This window comes from Cryptosporangium arvum DSM 44712 (assembly GCF_000585375.1).
Lineage (GTDB): Bacteria > Actinomycetota > Actinomycetes > Mycobacteriales > Cryptosporangiaceae > Cryptosporangium > Cryptosporangium arvum.
The window spans coordinates 4,286,427-4,302,727 of sequence record NZ_KK073874.1; the positions used below are offsets into that span (position 1 = coordinate 4,286,427).

Annotated in this window: 17 protein-coding genes; 7 read left to right on the top strand and 10 right to left on the bottom strand. The window is 72.8% G+C overall.

Annotated features, from left to right (window positions below; all coding sequences use genetic code 11):
- The first annotated feature begins 159 nt into the window (after positions 1–159).
- Together CRYAR_RS51330 and CRYAR_RS19230 are read left to right on the top strand one after the other, a co-directional pair.
- Positions 160–738, top strand: coding sequence for a helix-turn-helix domain-containing protein (locus CRYAR_RS51330; RefSeq protein WP_281174692.1), 579 nt, complete (start codon positions 160–162; stop codon positions 736–738).
- 115 nt (positions 739–853) lie between these two features.
- The gene (locus tag CRYAR_RS19230; RefSeq protein WP_035852660.1) at positions 854–1,651 is read left to right on the top strand and encodes an SAM-dependent methyltransferase; all 798 of its coding nucleotides are present in this window, start codon (positions 854–856) and stop codon (positions 1,649–1,651) included.
- A 54-nt stretch (positions 1,652–1,705) separates the two neighbouring features.
- On the opposite strand, the gene CRYAR_RS19235 is transcribed toward CRYAR_RS19230, so the two are convergent.
- Both CRYAR_RS19235 and CRYAR_RS19240 read right to left on the bottom strand, forming a co-directional pair.
- On the bottom strand, positions 1,706–2,521 hold the full coding sequence (locus CRYAR_RS19235; RefSeq protein WP_035852661.1) for a phytanoyl-CoA dioxygenase family protein: 816 nt from the start codon (positions 2,519–2,521) through the stop codon (positions 1,706–1,708).
- Positions 2,522–2,568: 47 nt separating this feature from the next.
- Positions 2,569–3,015, bottom strand: coding sequence for an anthrone oxygenase family protein (locus CRYAR_RS19240; RefSeq protein ID WP_035864906.1), 447 nt, complete (start codon positions 3,013–3,015; stop codon positions 2,569–2,571).
- Between the two features lie 89 nt (positions 3,016–3,104).
- Between CRYAR_RS19240 and CRYAR_RS19245 the strand changes: the two genes are divergently transcribed.
- Positions 3,105–3,686, top strand: coding sequence for a TetR/AcrR family transcriptional regulator (locus CRYAR_RS19245; RefSeq protein WP_035852662.1), 582 nt, complete (start codon positions 3,105–3,107; stop codon positions 3,684–3,686).
- 17 nt (positions 3,687–3,703) lie between these two features.
- On the opposite strand, the gene CRYAR_RS47410 is transcribed toward CRYAR_RS19245, so the two are convergent.
- Genes CRYAR_RS47410 through CRYAR_RS19280 form a run of 8 tightly spaced genes read right to left on the bottom strand, consistent with a single transcriptional unit; the run spans position 3,704 to position 11,218 of the window.
- Positions 3,704–3,844: a hypothetical protein gene (locus tag CRYAR_RS47410; protein ID WP_157017898.1), complete on the bottom strand. Its 141-nt coding sequence runs from the start codon at positions 3,842–3,844 to the stop codon at positions 3,704–3,706.
- Positions 3,841–4,671 carry an SMP-30/gluconolactonase/LRE family protein gene (locus tag CRYAR_RS19250; protein WP_051570646.1) on the bottom strand — a complete coding sequence of 277 codons (831 nt, stop codon included), beginning with the start codon at positions 4,669–4,671 and terminating at the stop codon, positions 3,841–3,843. Before CRYAR_RS19250 ends, CRYAR_RS47410 begins: the two co-directional genes overlap by 4 nt.
- A complete protein-coding gene (locus CRYAR_RS19255) occupies positions 4,668–5,633 on the bottom strand; it encodes an ABC transporter permease (protein ID WP_035852666.1) in 966 nt (321 codons plus the stop codon). Before CRYAR_RS19255 ends, CRYAR_RS19250 begins: the two co-directional genes overlap by 4 nt.
- On the bottom strand, positions 5,630–6,583 hold the full coding sequence (locus CRYAR_RS19260; protein WP_035852668.1) for an ABC transporter permease: 954 nt from the start codon (positions 6,581–6,583) through the stop codon (positions 5,630–5,632). The genes CRYAR_RS19255 and CRYAR_RS19260 overlap by 4 nt, the downstream gene beginning before the upstream one ends.
- Positions 6,580–8,067: a sugar ABC transporter ATP-binding protein gene (locus CRYAR_RS19265; RefSeq protein WP_051570647.1), complete on the bottom strand. Its 1,488-nt coding sequence runs from the start codon at positions 8,065–8,067 to the stop codon at positions 6,580–6,582. The genes CRYAR_RS19260 and CRYAR_RS19265 overlap by 4 nt, the downstream gene beginning before the upstream one ends.
- Positions 8,064–9,074: a sugar ABC transporter substrate-binding protein gene (locus CRYAR_RS19270; RefSeq protein WP_035852669.1), complete on the bottom strand. Its 1,011-nt coding sequence runs from the start codon at positions 9,072–9,074 to the stop codon at positions 8,064–8,066. The genes CRYAR_RS19265 and CRYAR_RS19270 overlap by 4 nt, the downstream gene beginning before the upstream one ends.
- 10 nt (positions 9,075–9,084) lie before the next feature.
- Positions 9,085–9,621, bottom strand: coding sequence for a cupin domain-containing protein (locus CRYAR_RS19275; protein ID WP_035852670.1), 537 nt, complete (start codon positions 9,619–9,621; stop codon positions 9,085–9,087).
- Entirely contained in the window at positions 9,611–11,218 is a 1,608-nt protein-coding gene (locus CRYAR_RS19280; RefSeq protein ID WP_035852672.1) for a long-chain fatty acid--CoA ligase, read from the bottom strand. Before CRYAR_RS19280 ends, CRYAR_RS19275 begins: the two co-directional genes overlap by 11 nt.
- A gap of 126 nt (positions 11,219–11,344) precedes the next feature.
- On the opposite strand from CRYAR_RS19280, the gene CRYAR_RS19285 reads away from it, so the two are divergent.
- The 4 genes from CRYAR_RS19285 to CRYAR_RS19300 all read left to right on the top strand — a co-directional run bounded on the left by CRYAR_RS19285 (position 11,345) and on the right by CRYAR_RS19300 (position 16,281).
- Positions 11,345–13,096, top strand: coding sequence for a helix-turn-helix domain-containing protein (locus CRYAR_RS19285; RefSeq protein WP_084700710.1), 1,752 nt, complete (start codon positions 11,345–11,347; stop codon positions 13,094–13,096).
- Between the two features lie 110 nt (positions 13,097–13,206).
- Positions 13,207–14,841: a tannase/feruloyl esterase family alpha/beta hydrolase gene (locus CRYAR_RS19290; RefSeq protein WP_035852673.1), complete on the top strand. Its 1,635-nt coding sequence runs from the start codon at positions 13,207–13,209 to the stop codon at positions 14,839–14,841.
- Positions 14,838–15,596 carry an ABC transporter ATP-binding protein gene (locus tag CRYAR_RS19295; protein WP_035864939.1) on the top strand — a complete coding sequence of 253 codons (759 nt, stop codon included), beginning with the start codon at positions 14,838–14,840 and terminating at the stop codon, positions 15,594–15,596. The genes CRYAR_RS19290 and CRYAR_RS19295 overlap by 4 nt, the downstream gene beginning before the upstream one ends.
- A complete protein-coding gene (locus CRYAR_RS19300) occupies positions 15,589–16,281 on the top strand; it encodes an ABC transporter ATP-binding protein (protein ID WP_035852674.1) in 693 nt (230 codons plus the stop codon). The genes CRYAR_RS19295 and CRYAR_RS19300 overlap by 8 nt, the downstream gene beginning before the upstream one ends.
- Positions 16,282–16,301 lie beyond the last annotated feature (20 nt).

A 16,301-nucleotide genomic window follows, 5' to 3' on the forward strand; every position in this document is an offset into this window, starting at 1 on the left:
TGCGGTGGACACCCGGTCGGAGGACTTCGCGGTGCGGGTCGTGGGGCTGCCGGTCACGCTCCTCGCCGAGACCGCGGGCGCGTCGCCCACCCGGACACGCTGCGTCGCGCGGTCGCCTACATCGAGGCCGACCCCGACCTCGACATCACGGTCGCGGACATCGCGCACGCCGCGCACGTGACCCCGCGGACCGTCCCGATCGCGTTCCGCCGCCACCTGGGCACTACGCCGATGGCCTACCTGCGGCGGGTGCGTCTCGACCGGGCGCACGCGGACCTGCTGGCCGCCGTGCCGGGCGAGGGTGCGACCGTGGCCGGCGTCGCCGCCCGCTGGGGCTACGGCCAGCCCGGGCGGTTCGCCGGCGACTACCGTGCCGCCTACGGCCGGCTCCCGTACCGGATGGCCCGGGCCCGGCTGATCAACACGATGGTGGGCCACGAGGCCGAGACCGGGGCCGACCTCGCCACCGCCCGGGAGCTCGTCGCCCGGTTGGCCACCCACGTCACCCGGCTGCGCGTGGCCACCGCCGCCTGTGCGGCCCCGCCGGTCGCACACCCGGCGGAACCGTGCGCGTTGCTCGACGAGCACGCGCGGGTCCTCCGGGCCGTGGCCGGGATCGTCGAGGCGCTGGGGTCCCTCGCCACCGCCGGCCGGCGACGGCGCGACGACCTGGAAGCCGAGGTCGTCGAACTGCGCGGCAGTGCCCACCGGCTCAGCGCCTGCGTGACCGCGGCCTGACCGCGGCGGTGGGATACGTGCCTTTCGGCCCGGAGTGGTGCGCGATAAACGAAACGTGGGCTCGACACTATGCTGCGTCGGGCAGGATGGACATCAGCCGACGGAAGGCAGGGGAATGACCAGCGGCCCCAAGTTCGACCTGCAGGCCCGCTTACGCACCGACCAGCCGGCCGGCGCTCGCATGTGGGACTACCTGCTCGGCGGCAAGGACAACTTCGCCGCCGACCGGGCCGCCGCCGACGCCGTCGTCGCCCGCCTTCCGGAGATGGCCGAGTTCGCCCGGGCCGGCCGCCAGTTCCTCGCCCGTGCCGTCGCGTTCCTGGCCGGCGAGGCCGGTATCCGGCAGTTCCTCGACGTGGGGCCCGGTCTGCCGACGGTCAGCAACACCCACGAGCTGGCCCAGCGCATCGCGCCGGAGTCCCGGGTCGTCTACGTGGACAACGATCCGCTGGTGCTGGTGCACGCCCGCGCGCTGCTGACGAGCAGCCCGGAGGGGGCCACCGACTACATCGACGCCGACGCGCGCGACCCGGAGAAGATCCTGCCGGCCGCGGCGGCCACGCTCGACTTCTCCCGCCCGATCGCCGTCATGATGATCGGCATCCTGGGCCACATCCCCGACGAGGACGACCCGGCGGGCATCGTCCGCACCATCGTGGACGCCCTGCCCAGCGGCAGTTACCTCGTGATCAACGACAGCATCTCCACTCCCCAGAACGACGACGCGGCCGAGACCGCGCACCGCCAGGGCGCGGTCGACTACACCCTGCGCACGGTCGAGCAGATCACCGCGTTCTTCGACGGCCTGGAACTGGTGGAGCCCGGCGTGGTGTCGAACCCCCGCTGGCGCCCCGAACCCGGCACGGACCCGGCCGAGCTGGCCGTCTACTGCGGGGTGGCCCGCAAGGCCTGAGTTCCGGCGACGTCGCCCGGGCCGAGTACCGGCCCGGGGAACTGTCCTCGTCGGTCACGCCTCGCCCATGACCAGGCCCTCGATCGTGTGTTTCTGGGTGATCGGGGTCAGCCGGTCGACGATTGGGCAGTGCAGATGCGCGCGCACGTCGGCCGGGAGCGTCGCCCAGTAGGCCGCGGTGACGGCCAGGTCGTGCTTGTCGTCGTTCGTCGCGTCGGCGGCGTCGACACCGAGGACCAGCACCGGCCGCGCCACCGCCGACCGGTTCCTGGTGCCGCGGTGGATGGTCAGCGCCGACCGGGCCGAGATGTCGCCGCGCCGGGGGTACTTGCGTACCGCCCGTTCCTCGTAGCGGCCGTAGCGCGACCGGGGCGGGAACATCCCGTGCTCGAAGTCGGGTTCGTCGTCGAACTGGGTGCCGGGTGCGATCTCGAACGGTCCCATCTCGTCGGTCGTGTCCACCCCGGTCAGGTTGAACGCCAGCGAGTTCAGCCGCCGCTGCGCCCGGGTCACGTCGGGCATCGGGAAGTCGCGGTGCCAGGGCTGGCCGACCGCACCGGCGAACGGGATGTCGAAGCCCAGCTCGACGATCCGGTAGTCCTCGCCCAGTACCGCGGCGCAGACCGCGCGGACCCAGGGGTGCGAGACGAGGTCGACGAACCCGCGGAGCTGTTCGGGGTGGATCTCCACGTAGTACCGGTTCGGGCCGCGGCCGACCGCGCCGCCCGGCCGGGCCGAGGCCTCGGCGAACGCGGTCTCGATGTCGACGCGCATCCGGTCGGCCCAGGCGACGTCGAACGCGCCGGGCAGCGCGGTGATGCCGTCGGTGTAGATCGCGTCGCGTGCGTCGGGTCCGGCGTCGGCTGTCATGGTGCCAGCCTGCAACGTCGCCGGACCCGTGTCTGCCGATCGCCGGTTCACGCCAGTGCGGTGGCCAGTAACGCGAACGCCGCGACGATGACCGCGACGCGCACGTAGTGCAGGCGGTCCCAGCGGCTGATCTGCTGCTTCCAGTCGGCGGGCCGGTTCTCGGGCGTCCACGTCTTGGCCCGGTTGTTGATCGGGACGAGAAGCAGGACCGACATGACGACGCTGACGACGAGCAACCCGGCGGCGGTGAGGACGAGACCGGTGCCCTGCTCCGACCACCCGGCGACGGCCCAGGCCGCGGCGAGGGCGAGCGAGGTGATGTACCAGACCGGCATCGCCGCGCCGAGCATCCGGCCGCCGTGGGCGCGGCCCGCCTGGCCGCTGTCGCCGGGGAGGGCGTCGAGGATCGGGTTGAGGACGACGGAGACGGCGAGTTCCACCCCCACCATCAGGCCGACGACGACGACGGTGAGGACTGCCAATACCTCGAGCACGATGACCATCCTAGATCTAGCGCTGCTAGCTGATGTGTCAACGCTAACGCTTGTAGTGCTCGATTGTCTAGCGGTGCTAGGATCCAGTCATGTCGGTCCAGGAACGCAAGCAACGCGAACGCGCCGAGCGCGAGCGGCTCATCGTGGCGACGGCCCGCGAACTCGCCGAGCAGCAAGGGTGGGACGCGGTCACCACCCGGCTGCTCGCCGAACGCATCGAGTACAGCCAGCCCGTGCTCTACAGCCACTTCCGCGGGAAACGCGAGATCATCGGCGCGGTGGCGATCGACGGGGCCATCGAGCTGGCCGCGGCCGTGCGCGCCGCGGCGTCCGGCGCGCACGGCCCGCGCGCGCGGGTCGCCGCCGTCGCGCGCGCCTATCTCGACTTCGCCGCGGGCAACCCGGCCGTCTACGACGCGATGTTCCAGCTCGACGGCGGCCTGGCGTTCGCCCGCGACGACACGCCGGAACCGCTGAAGGACGCGTTCGCGGCCCTGAAGGAGAGCCTCGACGCGGTCGCCGGCGAGGGCGTCGACCCGGGGCTGTTCACCGAGGTGTTCTGGGCGGCCCTGCACGGCGTCGCCACCCTGACGCGGGCCGGCCGGCTCCCGCCGGGCGACACCGCCCGTCGGCTGGACCTGCTGGTGGACCGGCTCGCCGTCGAACCGTGACGCGGCACCCGGCGACGTCAGCCGGCCACCGCCGCCGGCGGCCCGCCGCTCTCCCGGACCAGCCGCGCGCCCGGCGTGAGCCGCCGATCGGTCAGGTACGCGACCGGCGGCCCCCGGTGGCCTCCCGGGAACCGCCGGGCTGAGCGGCGTCGCGTCACGGGCCGGGGACCGACACCTCGACGGCCTCCACCCGGCCGGCCCGGATCCCGGTCTCGGACGGTTGCCAGCTGTTCGCGGTGAGCAGATACAGCGTCCGCCCCCCGAGCACGCAGTCGGCCGGCGCCCGGTCGCCGACGTCGATCTCGTCGGTGACCTCGCCGCCCTCGGTGACGCGCAGGAACCGCCCGTTGCTGATGTCCGCGACCCAGACGCCGTGCTCGGCGTCGACGCACAGGCCGTCGGGAGTCGCCCCGGCCGGCAGCGGCGCCCAGACCCGCCGGTCGACAAGGTCGCCGTCCCCGGTGATCGTGAACGCGGTCAGCCGCGCCGCCCACGTCTCGGCGACGACGAGCGTGCGTGAGCCGGGCAGCACCACCGATCCGTTCGGGAACACCAGGTCGTCGCGGGCCACCCGGGCGTCCCCGGCCGGCTCGAGCACGAAGATCGGCCCCGGCCGCTGCGGGGCGTCGCCGTAGAGGTCGTACCCGAAGCCACCGACGTACACCCGGCCGTCGCCGTCGACGACCAGGTCGTTGATCGGGGCGTCGGTGAAGCCGGAGAGGTCGGCGAAGACGCCGTGCACCCCGTCCGGGTCGACCCGGACGACCAGCCGGCGGGTCATCGAACTGATCAGCAGGGAACCGTCGGCGCTCCAGCCGAGCCCGGACGGCTGGTCGTCGATGCGCGCGACGGTCTCCGGCGGAGTCCCGGCGACCGGGTCGGCCCGGAAGACCTCGCCGGTGTGCATGTCGGAGAACCAGAGCCGCCCGTCCCGCCAGCGGGCCCCCTCCGGAAACCGGAACCCGTCGTACACGATCGTGCTCATCCCCATGCCTTTCGGAGTCGGACCGCACCGCGGCGCAGGCCGGGCGCGTCGACCGCGACCACCCCCGCGAGCAGGAGGGCGTAGAACAGCTGGCTGACGTAGGTGGGAAGCGCGGCGACGGTCACGATCTGCGCGAGGAACGCGATCGTCAGCGCACCGGCCAGCAGGCCCAGGACGCTTCCGCGTCCGCCGGCCAGCGAGACCCCGCCCAGCAGGGCCGCCACCGCCGCGAGGATGAGCGGCTGGACGCCGGGGTCGGGGTTGGCCGAGCCGAGGCTGAAGTTCAGCAGCGCGCCGCCACCGGCCGCGAGCAGCCCCGAGGTCGCGAACAGACCGACCAACAGCCGGTCGTCGCGGACACCGGACACCCGGCTGGCGCGGCGGTCACCGCCGATCGCCCGGACCTCCCGCCCCCAGCGGGAACCGGCCAGCACCGCGGCCAGCACCAGGAAGACGACGAGCACGAGCAGGCTGCGCGGCGAGAACACCTGCAGGACCGGCCGGTCCACCCAGAGGGTGACGCCCGCGTCGTCGAACGTCTTGCTCAACCCTCCGGAGAGCGAACTGGTGGCTCCCAGCAGCGTGATGTAGGTCGCCAGCGTCACCGGCATCGAGGAGATGCGCAACCGCGCGATGACGACGCCCTGCAGCACGCCGACCACGAGCCCGGCGGCCAGCGCGAGCACCAGCCCGACGGCCCAGTGGCCCTGCCCGTAGGTGACGGCGAGCATGCCGCCGAACGCGTACGTCCCGACGACCGAGAGGTCGAACTCCCCGGCGATCATGGTGAGCCCGAGCGCGAGGATCAGCGGCCCCAGCCGGGCCAGCACCTGCAGCGCGTTGTACGCGTCGAACGGCGTCAGCAGCTGGCCGGTACGCAGCGGAAGCGCCAGGAAGAGCAGGATCGTGGCGCCGAGCGCGACGCCGGGGACCAGCACCTCGGGCCGGGAGAACCGGGTCATCGGCGGCCTCTCGTCGTGCGCAGGTGGACGACGACGATCACGGCCAGGACGATCAGGCCCTTCACCATGATCTGCGCGCCCGTGCCGTAGCCGCGCAGCAGCAGGATGTCGGAGACGGTCGCGATCAGGAGCACGCCGGCCAGCGTCCGCCAGGCCGAGCCCTTGCCGCCCGCGATCGGCGTCCCGCCGGCGAGCACCGCGGCGATCGCGTCGAACGTCAGCGTCCCGCCGAGGTTGATGTTCGCGCTGGTGTTGAACGCGCCGCTGAACGCGGCCGCGACCGCGAACAGCGCGCCGGCCAGCACCCAGGCGACCATCACGACCCGGCCGACCGGCAGGCCGGCGGCGCGGGCCGCCGGCCGGTTCTCGCCGGTCAGGTAGAGCTGCCGGCCGAAGGCACTGCGGTCGAGCACGGCCTGCAGCGCGACGGTGAGCAGCACCAGCGCGTAGACGCTGAGCGGGATGCCGCCGGGGGTCGCGTTCAGCACGGTGTAGCCGGTGCCGGTGGGGGACACCGACGTGCCGCCGCCGATCCCGGTGGCCAGCCCGGTCAGCGCGAAGCCGGCCGCGATCGTGAGCACGATCGGGTTGGCCGCCCCGTACCCCACCACCAGCCCTTGCAGGCCGGTGATCAGCGCACCGACGACGATCGTCGCGACCAGCGCCACGACCAGCCCGGCCGACTGCACGGCGAGGAACACCATCGCGCTCACCGCGACCGACTGGGAGATCGCCAGCGAGACCGACGTACCGCCGATCACGATCAGGGTCAGCCCGAGCCCGGCGATGCCGATCAGGCTGGCCGAGGTGAGGATCGCCTTGACGTTGGCCACGGTGAGGAAGCGCTCGGTCGACGCCCCGACGGCGAGGAGAGCGAGCAGCGCCGCGCCGGCGAGCACGTCGGTCCACTGCGGAGGGGAGAGCCGGCGGCCGGCGACGATCGTGCTCATCCGGCCTCCGCCCCGTGGGTCATCTCGTGGAGCAGGACGGCACCCGGCACGGCCTCGTCGTGCCGGGACACCAGCCGGCCCTGGTACATCGTCAGGACGACGTCGGCCAGGTCCACCAGCTCGTCGAGCTCGGTGGAGGAGAACACGACCGCGACGCCCTGGGCCGCGGCGTCGCGCACCAGGGCGTGCACGGCGGCCCGCCCCCCGACGTCGACGCCGCGGGTGGGGTCGTCGAGCAGCAGGACCCGGGTACCGGGCCGGTCCAGCGAACGGCCGACGAACGCCTTCTGCTGGTTGCCGCCGCTGAGCTGACCGACCGGCCGGGCCAGCTGGTGGGCCGGGAAGCCGCACCGCTCGGCCAGCCGGCTCTCGGTCTCCTTCCAGCGGCGGGTGCCGACCAGCCCGAACCGGCTGAGCGCCGGGATCCGCGTCACGAGCAGGTTGACCCCGGTGGAGCGATCGAGGAACAGGCCCTCGGACTTGCGGTCGTTCGACGCGAACGCGATCCCCGCGCGGGCCGCCGCCACCGGGTCGGCGGTGCGCAGGCGGGCGCCGCCGACCGTGACCTCGCCCGCCATCGCCGGATGCAGTCCGGCCAGCCCGCGCAGGACGTCGGAGGCGCCGGACCCGAGCTGCCCGGCGACCGCGTAGACGGTGCCGGCGCGCACCTGGAGGGAGAGCTCGCCGAACCGTCCGGGCACGCTGACGCCGGTCAGTTCGAGCACGGTCTCCCCGGACTCCGCGCGGACCCGCGGCGCCGCCTGCGGGCTCTCACCGAGCATGTGCCGGATCAGCGTGGGCACGGTCAGCGCGGCGGCGTCGCTGGTGGTGACCACCGCGCCGTCGCGCATGACCGTCACCCGGTCGCAGAGGGTCAGTACCTCGCCCAGGCGGTGGGAGACGAACAGCACCGCGCAGCCGGCCGCGGCGACGCTGCGCACCGCGGCGTAGACGTGCTCGCTCTCGACGTCGGTGAGCGTGGCGGTCGGTTCGTCGAGGATGACCAGGCGGGCCCGCTGGCCCAGCGCCCGCGCGATCTCGACCAGCTGACGCTCGCCCAGGCCGAGCGTCGCGAGCCGCTGTTCGGGGCGCACGTGGGTGAGCCCGAGGTCGTCGAGCATCCGCCGGGCGCGGCGGTGCTGCGCCCGGCGCCGGTTGAGCCAGCCGGCGTCGCGGTCGCCGAGGACCAGGTTCTCGGCCACGGTCAGCGACGGGACCACGCTCAGCTCCTGGTCCACCAGGGCCACCCCGGCGGTCTGGGCGTCGCGCCGGGTCTTCAGCTCGACCGGGACGCCGTCGATCGCGATCGCGCCCCCGTCCGGGCTCTCCTGCCCGGAGAGGAGCCGGACCACGGTGCTCTTGCCCGCGCCGTTGTGGCCGCAGAGCGCGTGGATCTCCCCGGCCCGGATCTCCAGGTCCACCCCGCGGACCGCGACCGTGCCCGCGTACGACTTCGACAACCCGTCGACCCGGATCAGGCTCATGCGTTGCTGCACTGGGCCGCGAACTTCTCGACGTTCTTCGCGGTGACCCGCTCCTCGCGGACGGTCTCCTTCTTCGGCGGGTTCTCGCCGTTGAAGTAGCGCAGCACGTAATCGGCGGTCTGCGCGGCGATCGTGCCCGGGTCCTCGGTCGCGGTGCCGTAGAGCGTGCCCGCCCTGATCGCGTCGATCCCGGCCTTGAAGCAGTTGCTGCTGGTCACGACCAGGCCGTTGCGTCCGGCGACCGGGCAGCCGGCTTGTTTGGCCGAGGCGATGATCGGCAGCGCCATGTAGTCGGCCATGCCGTAGGCGGCCTGGATGCCGGAGCAGCCGTACTTGGCCAGCAGCTGGGTGGCGATCTGGCCGGACCGGGCCGGGTCCCAGTTGCCGTCCTGCACGTCGACCACCTGGAACTGCGGCGCGGAGGCCATCTCGGCCTCGAACCCCTTCATCCGGTCCTGGGTGACGAGCGACGAGGCCGTGCCGGTGATCACGAAGACCTTGCCGGACTTCTTCCCCTGGGCGGTGAGGCCCTCGACGATGTTCTGCGCCGCCGCGGTCCCGAGCGCGACGTTGTCCGAGACGACCTGCATGACGTCGCCGTCGACCTTGGGGTCGGGACGCCCGTCGAAGACCAGGACGGGGACGCCGGCCTGCTTCGCCTTCTGGATCGGGACCGCCATCGACGTGGTGTCGAGCAGCGCGGTGACGATCAGGTCGGGCTTCTCGGCGATGGCCTGGTTGAAGTTCTGCACCGCGGTGCCGGGGTCCATCGTCGTCAGGTCCTTGACCTTGACGCCCTCCGCGTCCAGCTTCTCGGTGAAGACACCGTTGAAGTAGGCGCCCCACTGGTTGGTGCTGCCGTACCCGACGAAGCTGACGGTCTTCCCCTTCGGGCCGCCGGAGGTCCCGCTCGTGCTCTGCGGGGACGCGGCGCAACCGCCGGACGCCAGTAACGCCCCGGTGAGACCGAGGGTGACGGCGACTCGGCGCCAGGGTCTGTGCGGCATGCCGGACTCCTCAATCACGAACAGCTCCGATTTGGACGTAACACATCAGCGCGGGCCGGTCGCTCGTGTTCTTCCAGGCGTGGCGGGTGCCGAGCTGGACGACGCAGGTACCGGGGGTGAGCGTGACCACCGCGCCGTGGTCGAGCTCGAGGCGCAGCTCGCCCTCGAGGCAGATCGCGTAGTCGACGGTGTCGGTGGTGTGCATCCCGTCGCCGTCGTCCTCGAACGGGTCGAGCAGGCCGGGCAGCTTGTCGGCCACCTCGCGGCGCACCGCGTCGGGATCCGGGTCGTCGGGCCCGTCGGCGTACGGGGCCCAGCGCAGGAAGAGCGCGCGGCTCCCCCCGAGGCCGGGGAAGTAGGGCCGCAGGACCGGCGCCGGGTCCGGCCCGCCGACCGTGGCGACGCCGTCGGGTGTGCCCCAGAGCAGGTAGAAGTCGGCTCCGGGCAGGGCCTGGACACGCACCGGTTCGGGGCGTTGGTCCGTGACGAAGACGGCGTCGCCGCCGGGGGTGTGACCGGTGACGATCAAGCGCGGTTCAATCGGCATGGCGGGCTCCCAACCGCTGGCGCAGGGTGTGTTTCGACCATTTGCCGGTCGCGGTCTTCGGGATCTCGTCGAGCAGCTCGACCCGCTCGGGTATCCACCAGGAGGCGACCCGGCCGCGCAGGTGCGCGCGCACGTCGTCGCCGGTGAGGTGCGTTCCCGGGGCGGGGACGACGCAGGCGACCGGCCGTTCGCCCCACCGCGGGTCGGCGACGCCGATCACGGCCGCCTCCCGGACCCGGGGGTCGGCCATGATCGCGTTCTCCAGCTCGACCGACGAGATCCACTCGCCGCCCGACTTCACCAGGTCCTTGGTGCGGTCGACGATGCGCAGGTAACCCCAGCGGTCGATCGTCGCCACGTCGCCGGTACGCAGCCAGCCGTCGCTGGTGAACGAGTCCGCGCCGCCGTCCGCGCCGAAGTAGGCGCTCGCGATCGTCGCTCCGGCGACCTGCAGCTCGCCGGGGGTGCTCCCGTCGCGGGGCGGGAGCGCCCCGTCGTCGGCGACGACGCGCAGCTCGGTCAGCGGAACCGCCGGGCCGGGGGTGCCCAGCCGCAGGCGCCGCTCGTCCGGGGTCAGCCCGGCGTGGTGGGTGCCCAGCCGGGCGGTGGTGACGACGGGGCTGGTCTCGGTCATTCCCCAGGCGTTGGTCAGCGGGATCCCGATGGTCGTCTCGTACGCCCTCGACAACGCGTCGTCGACGGCGCCGCCGCCGCACGCGATGTGGCGCAGGCTGCTCAGGTCGTGCCCGGCCAGCAGCGGGACCAGGTCCCGCCAGACCGTCGCGACCGCGGCCGAGAACGTGACCCGGTGCCGGGAGAGCAGGGTGACCAGCTGCTCGGGGGTGGTGTCCGGGCCGGGCAGCACCAGGTCGGCGCCGCACTGCATCGCGGCGTAGGGGAGCCCCCACGCGTTGACGTGGAACATCGGCACGATCGGCGCGACGACGTCACGCTCGCTCAGCGCGAACACGTCCGCGCCGAGCAGCAGCAGGCTGTGCAGCACGACCGAGCGGTGGCTGTAGAGCACGCCCTTGGGGTTGCCGGTCGTCCCCGACGTGTAGCAGAGCGACGCGGCCGCGTTCTCGTCCGCCACCGCGAGCTCGAGCGGTTCGCCGCTCTGCCGGCCGAGCAGGGCCTCGTAGTCGAGGACGCGCGGGTCATCGGGGAGCGGGAAGTCGCCGCCGTCGTCCATCACCACCACGTACCGGACCGACCGGAACGACGAGACCAGCGGCCACACCACCGGCAGGATCGTCCGGTCGACGAAGAGCACGTCGTCGGCGGCGTCGTTCACGATGAACGTGACCTGCTCGCCGAAGAGGCGGTGGTTGATCGTGTGCAGGATCCGGCCCGAGGCGGGGATCCCGAGGTAGAGCTCGAGGTGGCGCTGGCTGTTCCAGGCGAACGTGCCGACGCACGCGCCGGCGGGGACCTCGAGGTGGTCGAGCACCCGGGCCAGCCGGCGGACGCGCGGGGCCACCTCGCTCCAGGTCGAGACGGTGTCGCCGGTGACGACCCGCTTGTGCCCGAAGTTGGTCTCGACGCGGGAGAGCAACGTCGGAATCGTCAGCGGACGGTCCTGCATCAATCCGCGCATCACGCGTCCCCCTCGCTGTGGCCCGGGTCACACCCGTGTTCCGGAGAACTCTAGGAGTGCGACGACGGCCTGGTGAGGGATGATCACCCCACTTCCGTAGCTATCCGGGTGGAAGGATTTCCCACCGTGAGCGAGTCGCCGGATCTGGCGTCCTACCGGCGGCGGCGTGAGCGCGAACTCAGCGCGCTCTACGCCACCGCGCGGTCCCTGACCGCGCTCGGCGAGCTCGACGCGGTGCTGGAGTCGATCGTCCGCGAGGCGCACGAGCTGGTCGGCACCGACTTCACGTACCTCTCGCTGGTCGGCCCGGACGGCAAGCTGACGCTGACCGCGTCGCAGGGCACGATCTCGCCGACCTTCCACGAGGCCAGCGTCCCCTCCGGCACCGGCGTGGGCGGCCGGGTCATCGCCACCGGCGCGCCGGCCTGGGTGAGCAACTACCTCCAGACCCGGGACGTCCCGCACGACCGGACGTTCGACGGTCTCGTCGTCCCGGAGGGCATGGTCGCGCTGCTCGGCGTCCCGCTGCTGGTGGGCGAGGAGGTGATCGGCGTGTTGTTCGCCGCCGACCGCACCGAGCGCCCGTTCGAGCACGACGAGGTGGCGCTGCTCAGCGCGTTCGCCGACCACGCGGCGATCGCGCTGAACAACGCGCGGCTCTACGACGAGAGCCGCTCGGCGCTCAAGCAGCTGCAGGCCGCGTACCGCACGATCGAACACCAGGTCGCGGTCACCGAGCGCGCCCAGGCGGTGCACGAGGCCCTCACCCGGGTGGTGCTGACCGGTGGCGGCGCCGACGAGATCGCCCGGCTGCTGGTCGAGCACCTGCGCGGCGAGGTCACGGTCTTCGACCGGGCCGGCGCGGTCACCGCCCGGTGCGCGCTCGGCGCGGCGATCGGGCCGTCCCCGGCCGACGTCGTCGAGCAGGCCCGCCGCACCGGCCGATGGGCCACCGCCACCGACGACGCCGGGAACTGGCACAGCGCGGCCACGGTCCAGGCCGGTGACACCCATCTCGGCGCGCTCCTGCTGGCCCGGGCCGAGGAGCCGAGCCCGCTCGACCTGCGCACGCTCGAGCGGGCCGCCCAGATCATGGGGCTGCTGATCCTGAAGGAGACCGCGGTCGCCGAGGCCGAGGAGCGGGTCAGCGGCAGCCTGCTCACCGAGCTCCTGGTCTCGGCCGCACCGGTGGGCCCGGCCCAGCGCGCGCGGGCCTCCGCCCGGGGCGTCGACGTCACGGCGCTCAACGTGGTCGTCGTCGCCGCGTCGGACACCCGGCCGGCCGCCGATCTGAGCCGCCGGCTGCACGCGATGTCGGCGCAGTGGCGCGGCCTCGCCGGGGAGCACCTGGGTCGCGCGGCGCTACTCGCCGTCACGTCGGATCCGGCCGGCCTCGCGGAGACGATCCACGGCCGGTTGCGCCGGGAGCTGGGCTCGGCGGTGCGGGTCGTCGCCGAGGCGTCGGGGGCCGACGACTGGGGCCGCGCGTTCGAGATCGCCGGCCGGTGCTGCGATCTGATGCCGAGCCTCGGCGCGACCGACCGGGGCTCCACGACCGAGCCCTACGCGTTGTTCGCCTCGCTGTTCGACGCGAGCCGCGCACCGGGGCTCGACCGGTTCCTCGCCGACGCGCTGCAGGGGCTGCTGACCTACGACGCACGCAAGTCGACGCAACTCGTGGCCACGCTGTCGTCCTACTTCGAGCATTCCGGCAACCTCACCCGGACCGCCGCCGCGCTCCACATTCACCTGAACACGCTGCTCAAGCGGCTCGAACGGGTGACGAGCATCCTCGGCGACGACTGGCGTTCCCCGGATCGGGCCCTGCCGCTCCAGGTGGCGCTCCGGTTGCACGCGCTGCGTTCCCGGCTGGACTAGCTCCTCTGTGGAGGCTCTTGCGCGGGCCAGTGGCGGCTGCCACAGTGGCTGGCACCGAGTGTCGACCTTGGATCTCCAGGCGGCACGGCGTGCTCTCTAGGAGGTGCGCAATGAGGCGAATCCTGCTAGTTAATAACCGATCGCGGGGGATCACTGCCGGTGTCGTACTGATCACTGCATTAGGGGTCGCTCCGGTGCCCGCGGCCGCAGCGGTGAGCCGGGAACCGCGCTGCGCGGAGCTGGCCGGCCAGGCGATTCCGGCGTCGGTGATCGGGGGTCCGACCCGGGGCGGGCGGGTCGAATCGGCCGCCCCCGCCACCAAGGACGTGAACGGCGAGACGATCGGGTACTGCAGCGTCCGCGCGGTGCTCCACCCGGTCGACCGGTCCGCTCCGGACATCACGTTCCAGATCGGAATGCCGGCCGGGTGGAACCGCCGGACGCTGATGTTCGGCGGCGGCGGGTACGACGGCACGGTCCCCGACGTCACCCAGAACGTGCCGTTCGGCCGGCCCGACCAGGCGACGCCGCTGGCCCGCGGTTACGTGACCTACGGCAGCGACTCCGGCCACCGGGCCGGGCCGACCGGGTCGCTCGACGGCTCGTTCGGCGTCAACGACGAAGCGCTCCGGAACTTCGCGGCCGGCGACGCGCTGAAGAAGACCCACGACGCCGCCACGTATCTCGTCCGCCGGGCCTACGGCGCGAAGCCGGACCGCGCGTTCTTCGCCGGCGGCTCGACCGGCGGCCGGGAGGCCCTCGTCGTCGCGCAACGGTGGCCGGACGCGTTCGACGGCGTCATCTCGGCCTATCCGGCCTGGAACAACGCGGCCGAGATCCTGTTTCTCGGCCACCTCGCCCGCGTGATGTCCCGACCGGGGGCATTTCCCGGGCCGAAACAGCAGGCCCTGCTCTACAACCGCGTCATGGCAGCGTGCGACGGGCTCGACGGCGTCAAAGACAAAATCATTTCGAACGAGAAAGGGTGCCGTTTCGACCCGCGGGTTCTCCGCTGCCCGAGTGGCCAGGACTGTCTGTCGGACGCGCAGGTCACAGCGGTGATCGCGGCGTCCACGCCGTTCCGCTGGCCGTACCGCGTCGCCAGCGGCGAGCAGCACTATCCCGGTTTTCCGCTGTTGTCGGGAGCCGACATGCGCACGCCCTCTCTCGGTTTCGGCACGTCCGCGCCGGCCGATCCGATGCCGGCGACGAGCGCGTACGGATTCCAATTCTGGGATCAGTGGGTGAAGTTCTTCCTGACCCGCGACCCCCGGCGGAATTCGCTCACGATCGATCCGGCGCGGCCCGGGAAATGGTTGTCCCGGATCAGCGAGCTCTCCGCCGTTCAGGACCGCAACGACACCGATCTCCGTCCGTTCGCGCGGTCCGGCGGACGACTGCTCCTGCTGCACGGCGCCGCCGACGAACTCGTGTCCCACCGCTCGACGAACGACTTCTACGAGCGGGTGCTCGACACCGCCGGGAGCCGGACGACCCGGGAGTTCCTGCGCTACTACCTCGTGCCGGGCGCCAACCACGCGAACGTCGGGGCGCCGGCGTTCGCCGCCAACTGGGACTCGCTGACCGCGCTCGAGCGGTGGGTCGGGAACGGACGGGCCCCGGCCGATCCGGTCGTCACCGACAGCCGGGACGGCCGCACGCGTCCGCTCTGCGAATACCCGCGCTGGCCGAAGTACCGTTCCGGCGACCCCGCCCGCGCGCGGAGCTTCGAGTGCGTGCGATGACGTCCCGGGTGGCGGTGCGCACGCGGGCCCTGACCAAGGAGTTCCGCGGGTTCCGCGCGGTCGACGCGGTGGACCTGGAGGTCCGCGAAGGCAGCGTGCACGCGCTGGTGGGCCCCAACGGAGCCGGGAAGACCACGTTGTTCAACCTGCTGACCGGCTTCGTGGCCCCGACCTCCGGCGCGATCACCGTGTTCGACGAGGACGTCACCGGCGAGCCACCCGAGCGGGTGGCGCGCCGGGGCGTGGCCCGCTCGTTCCAGATCACCAGCCTCTTCGAGACGTTGACGAGCCGCGAGCACGTCGAACTGGCGCTCGCCGGCCGCACCGGCCGGGGGTTCCGGTTCTGGCGGTCGGAGAAACTGCTCGGCCGCGAACGGCCCCGGGTGGACGCACTGCTCGCCGAGGTGGGGCTGGCGCCGCTGGCCGACAAGCCGGTCGGTCTGCTGGCCTACGGGCAGAAGCGCGCGCTCGAGCTGTCGCTGGTGCTGGCGCTCGACCCCCGGGTGATGCTCCTCGACGAGCCGACCGCCGGGATGGGGACCGAGGACGTCGACCGCACGATCGACCTGGTCCGGCGCATCGCGGCCGGGCGCACCGTGGTGCTCGTCGACCACAACATGCACGTCGTCGGCAGCCTGGCCGACCGGGTGACCGTGCTGCAGCAGGGCCGGGTGCTGGCCGAGGGTCGGTACGACGAGGTCCGCGTGGACGAACGCGTGATCACCGCCTACCTGGGGCGGGCCGAGCATGCTTGAGGTCACCGGTCTGACCGCCTGGTACGGGCAGGCGCAGGCCCTGCACGGCGTGGACCTGCGGGTGGACGAAGGTGAGGTCGTCACGCTGGCCGGGCGCAACGGCGCGGGCAAGACCACGCTGCTGCGCTGCCTGATCGGCCTGCACCGGCAGGCCGGCGGCCGGGTGAGCTTCCGGGGCCGCGACCTGGCCCGGGTGCCTGCCCACCGGCGGGCCCGCGCCGGCCTGGGCTGGGTGCCGGACGACCGCGGCATCTACGCCGGGCTCACGGTGGAGGAGAACCTGCTCCTCCCGCCGACGGTCTCCGACCGGGCCTGGCCGCTGGAGCGGGTCTACGAGGTGTTCCCGGTGCTGGCCGAACGCCGCCGGGCCCCGGGCACCACGCTCTCGGGCGGGGAGCAGCAGATGCTGGCCATCGCCCGGGTGCTGCGTACCGGCGCCCGGCTCCTGCTCCTCGACGAACCGTCCGAGGGCCTGGCCCCGGTGATCGTGGCCCGGATCGGGGCGATCATCCGCGAGATCAAGGCCACCGGCGCCGGCGTGCTGCTCGTCGAGCAGAACGTCACGTTCGCCGCCACCGTGGCCGACCGGCACTACCTGCTCGGCCAGGGCCGCGTCGTCGACACGCTCGACAACTCCGAGTTCTCGCGGCGCGAGGGCGAGCTCCTCAAGCACCTGGGCATCTGACCTCTCGAGGGGGAGTACCA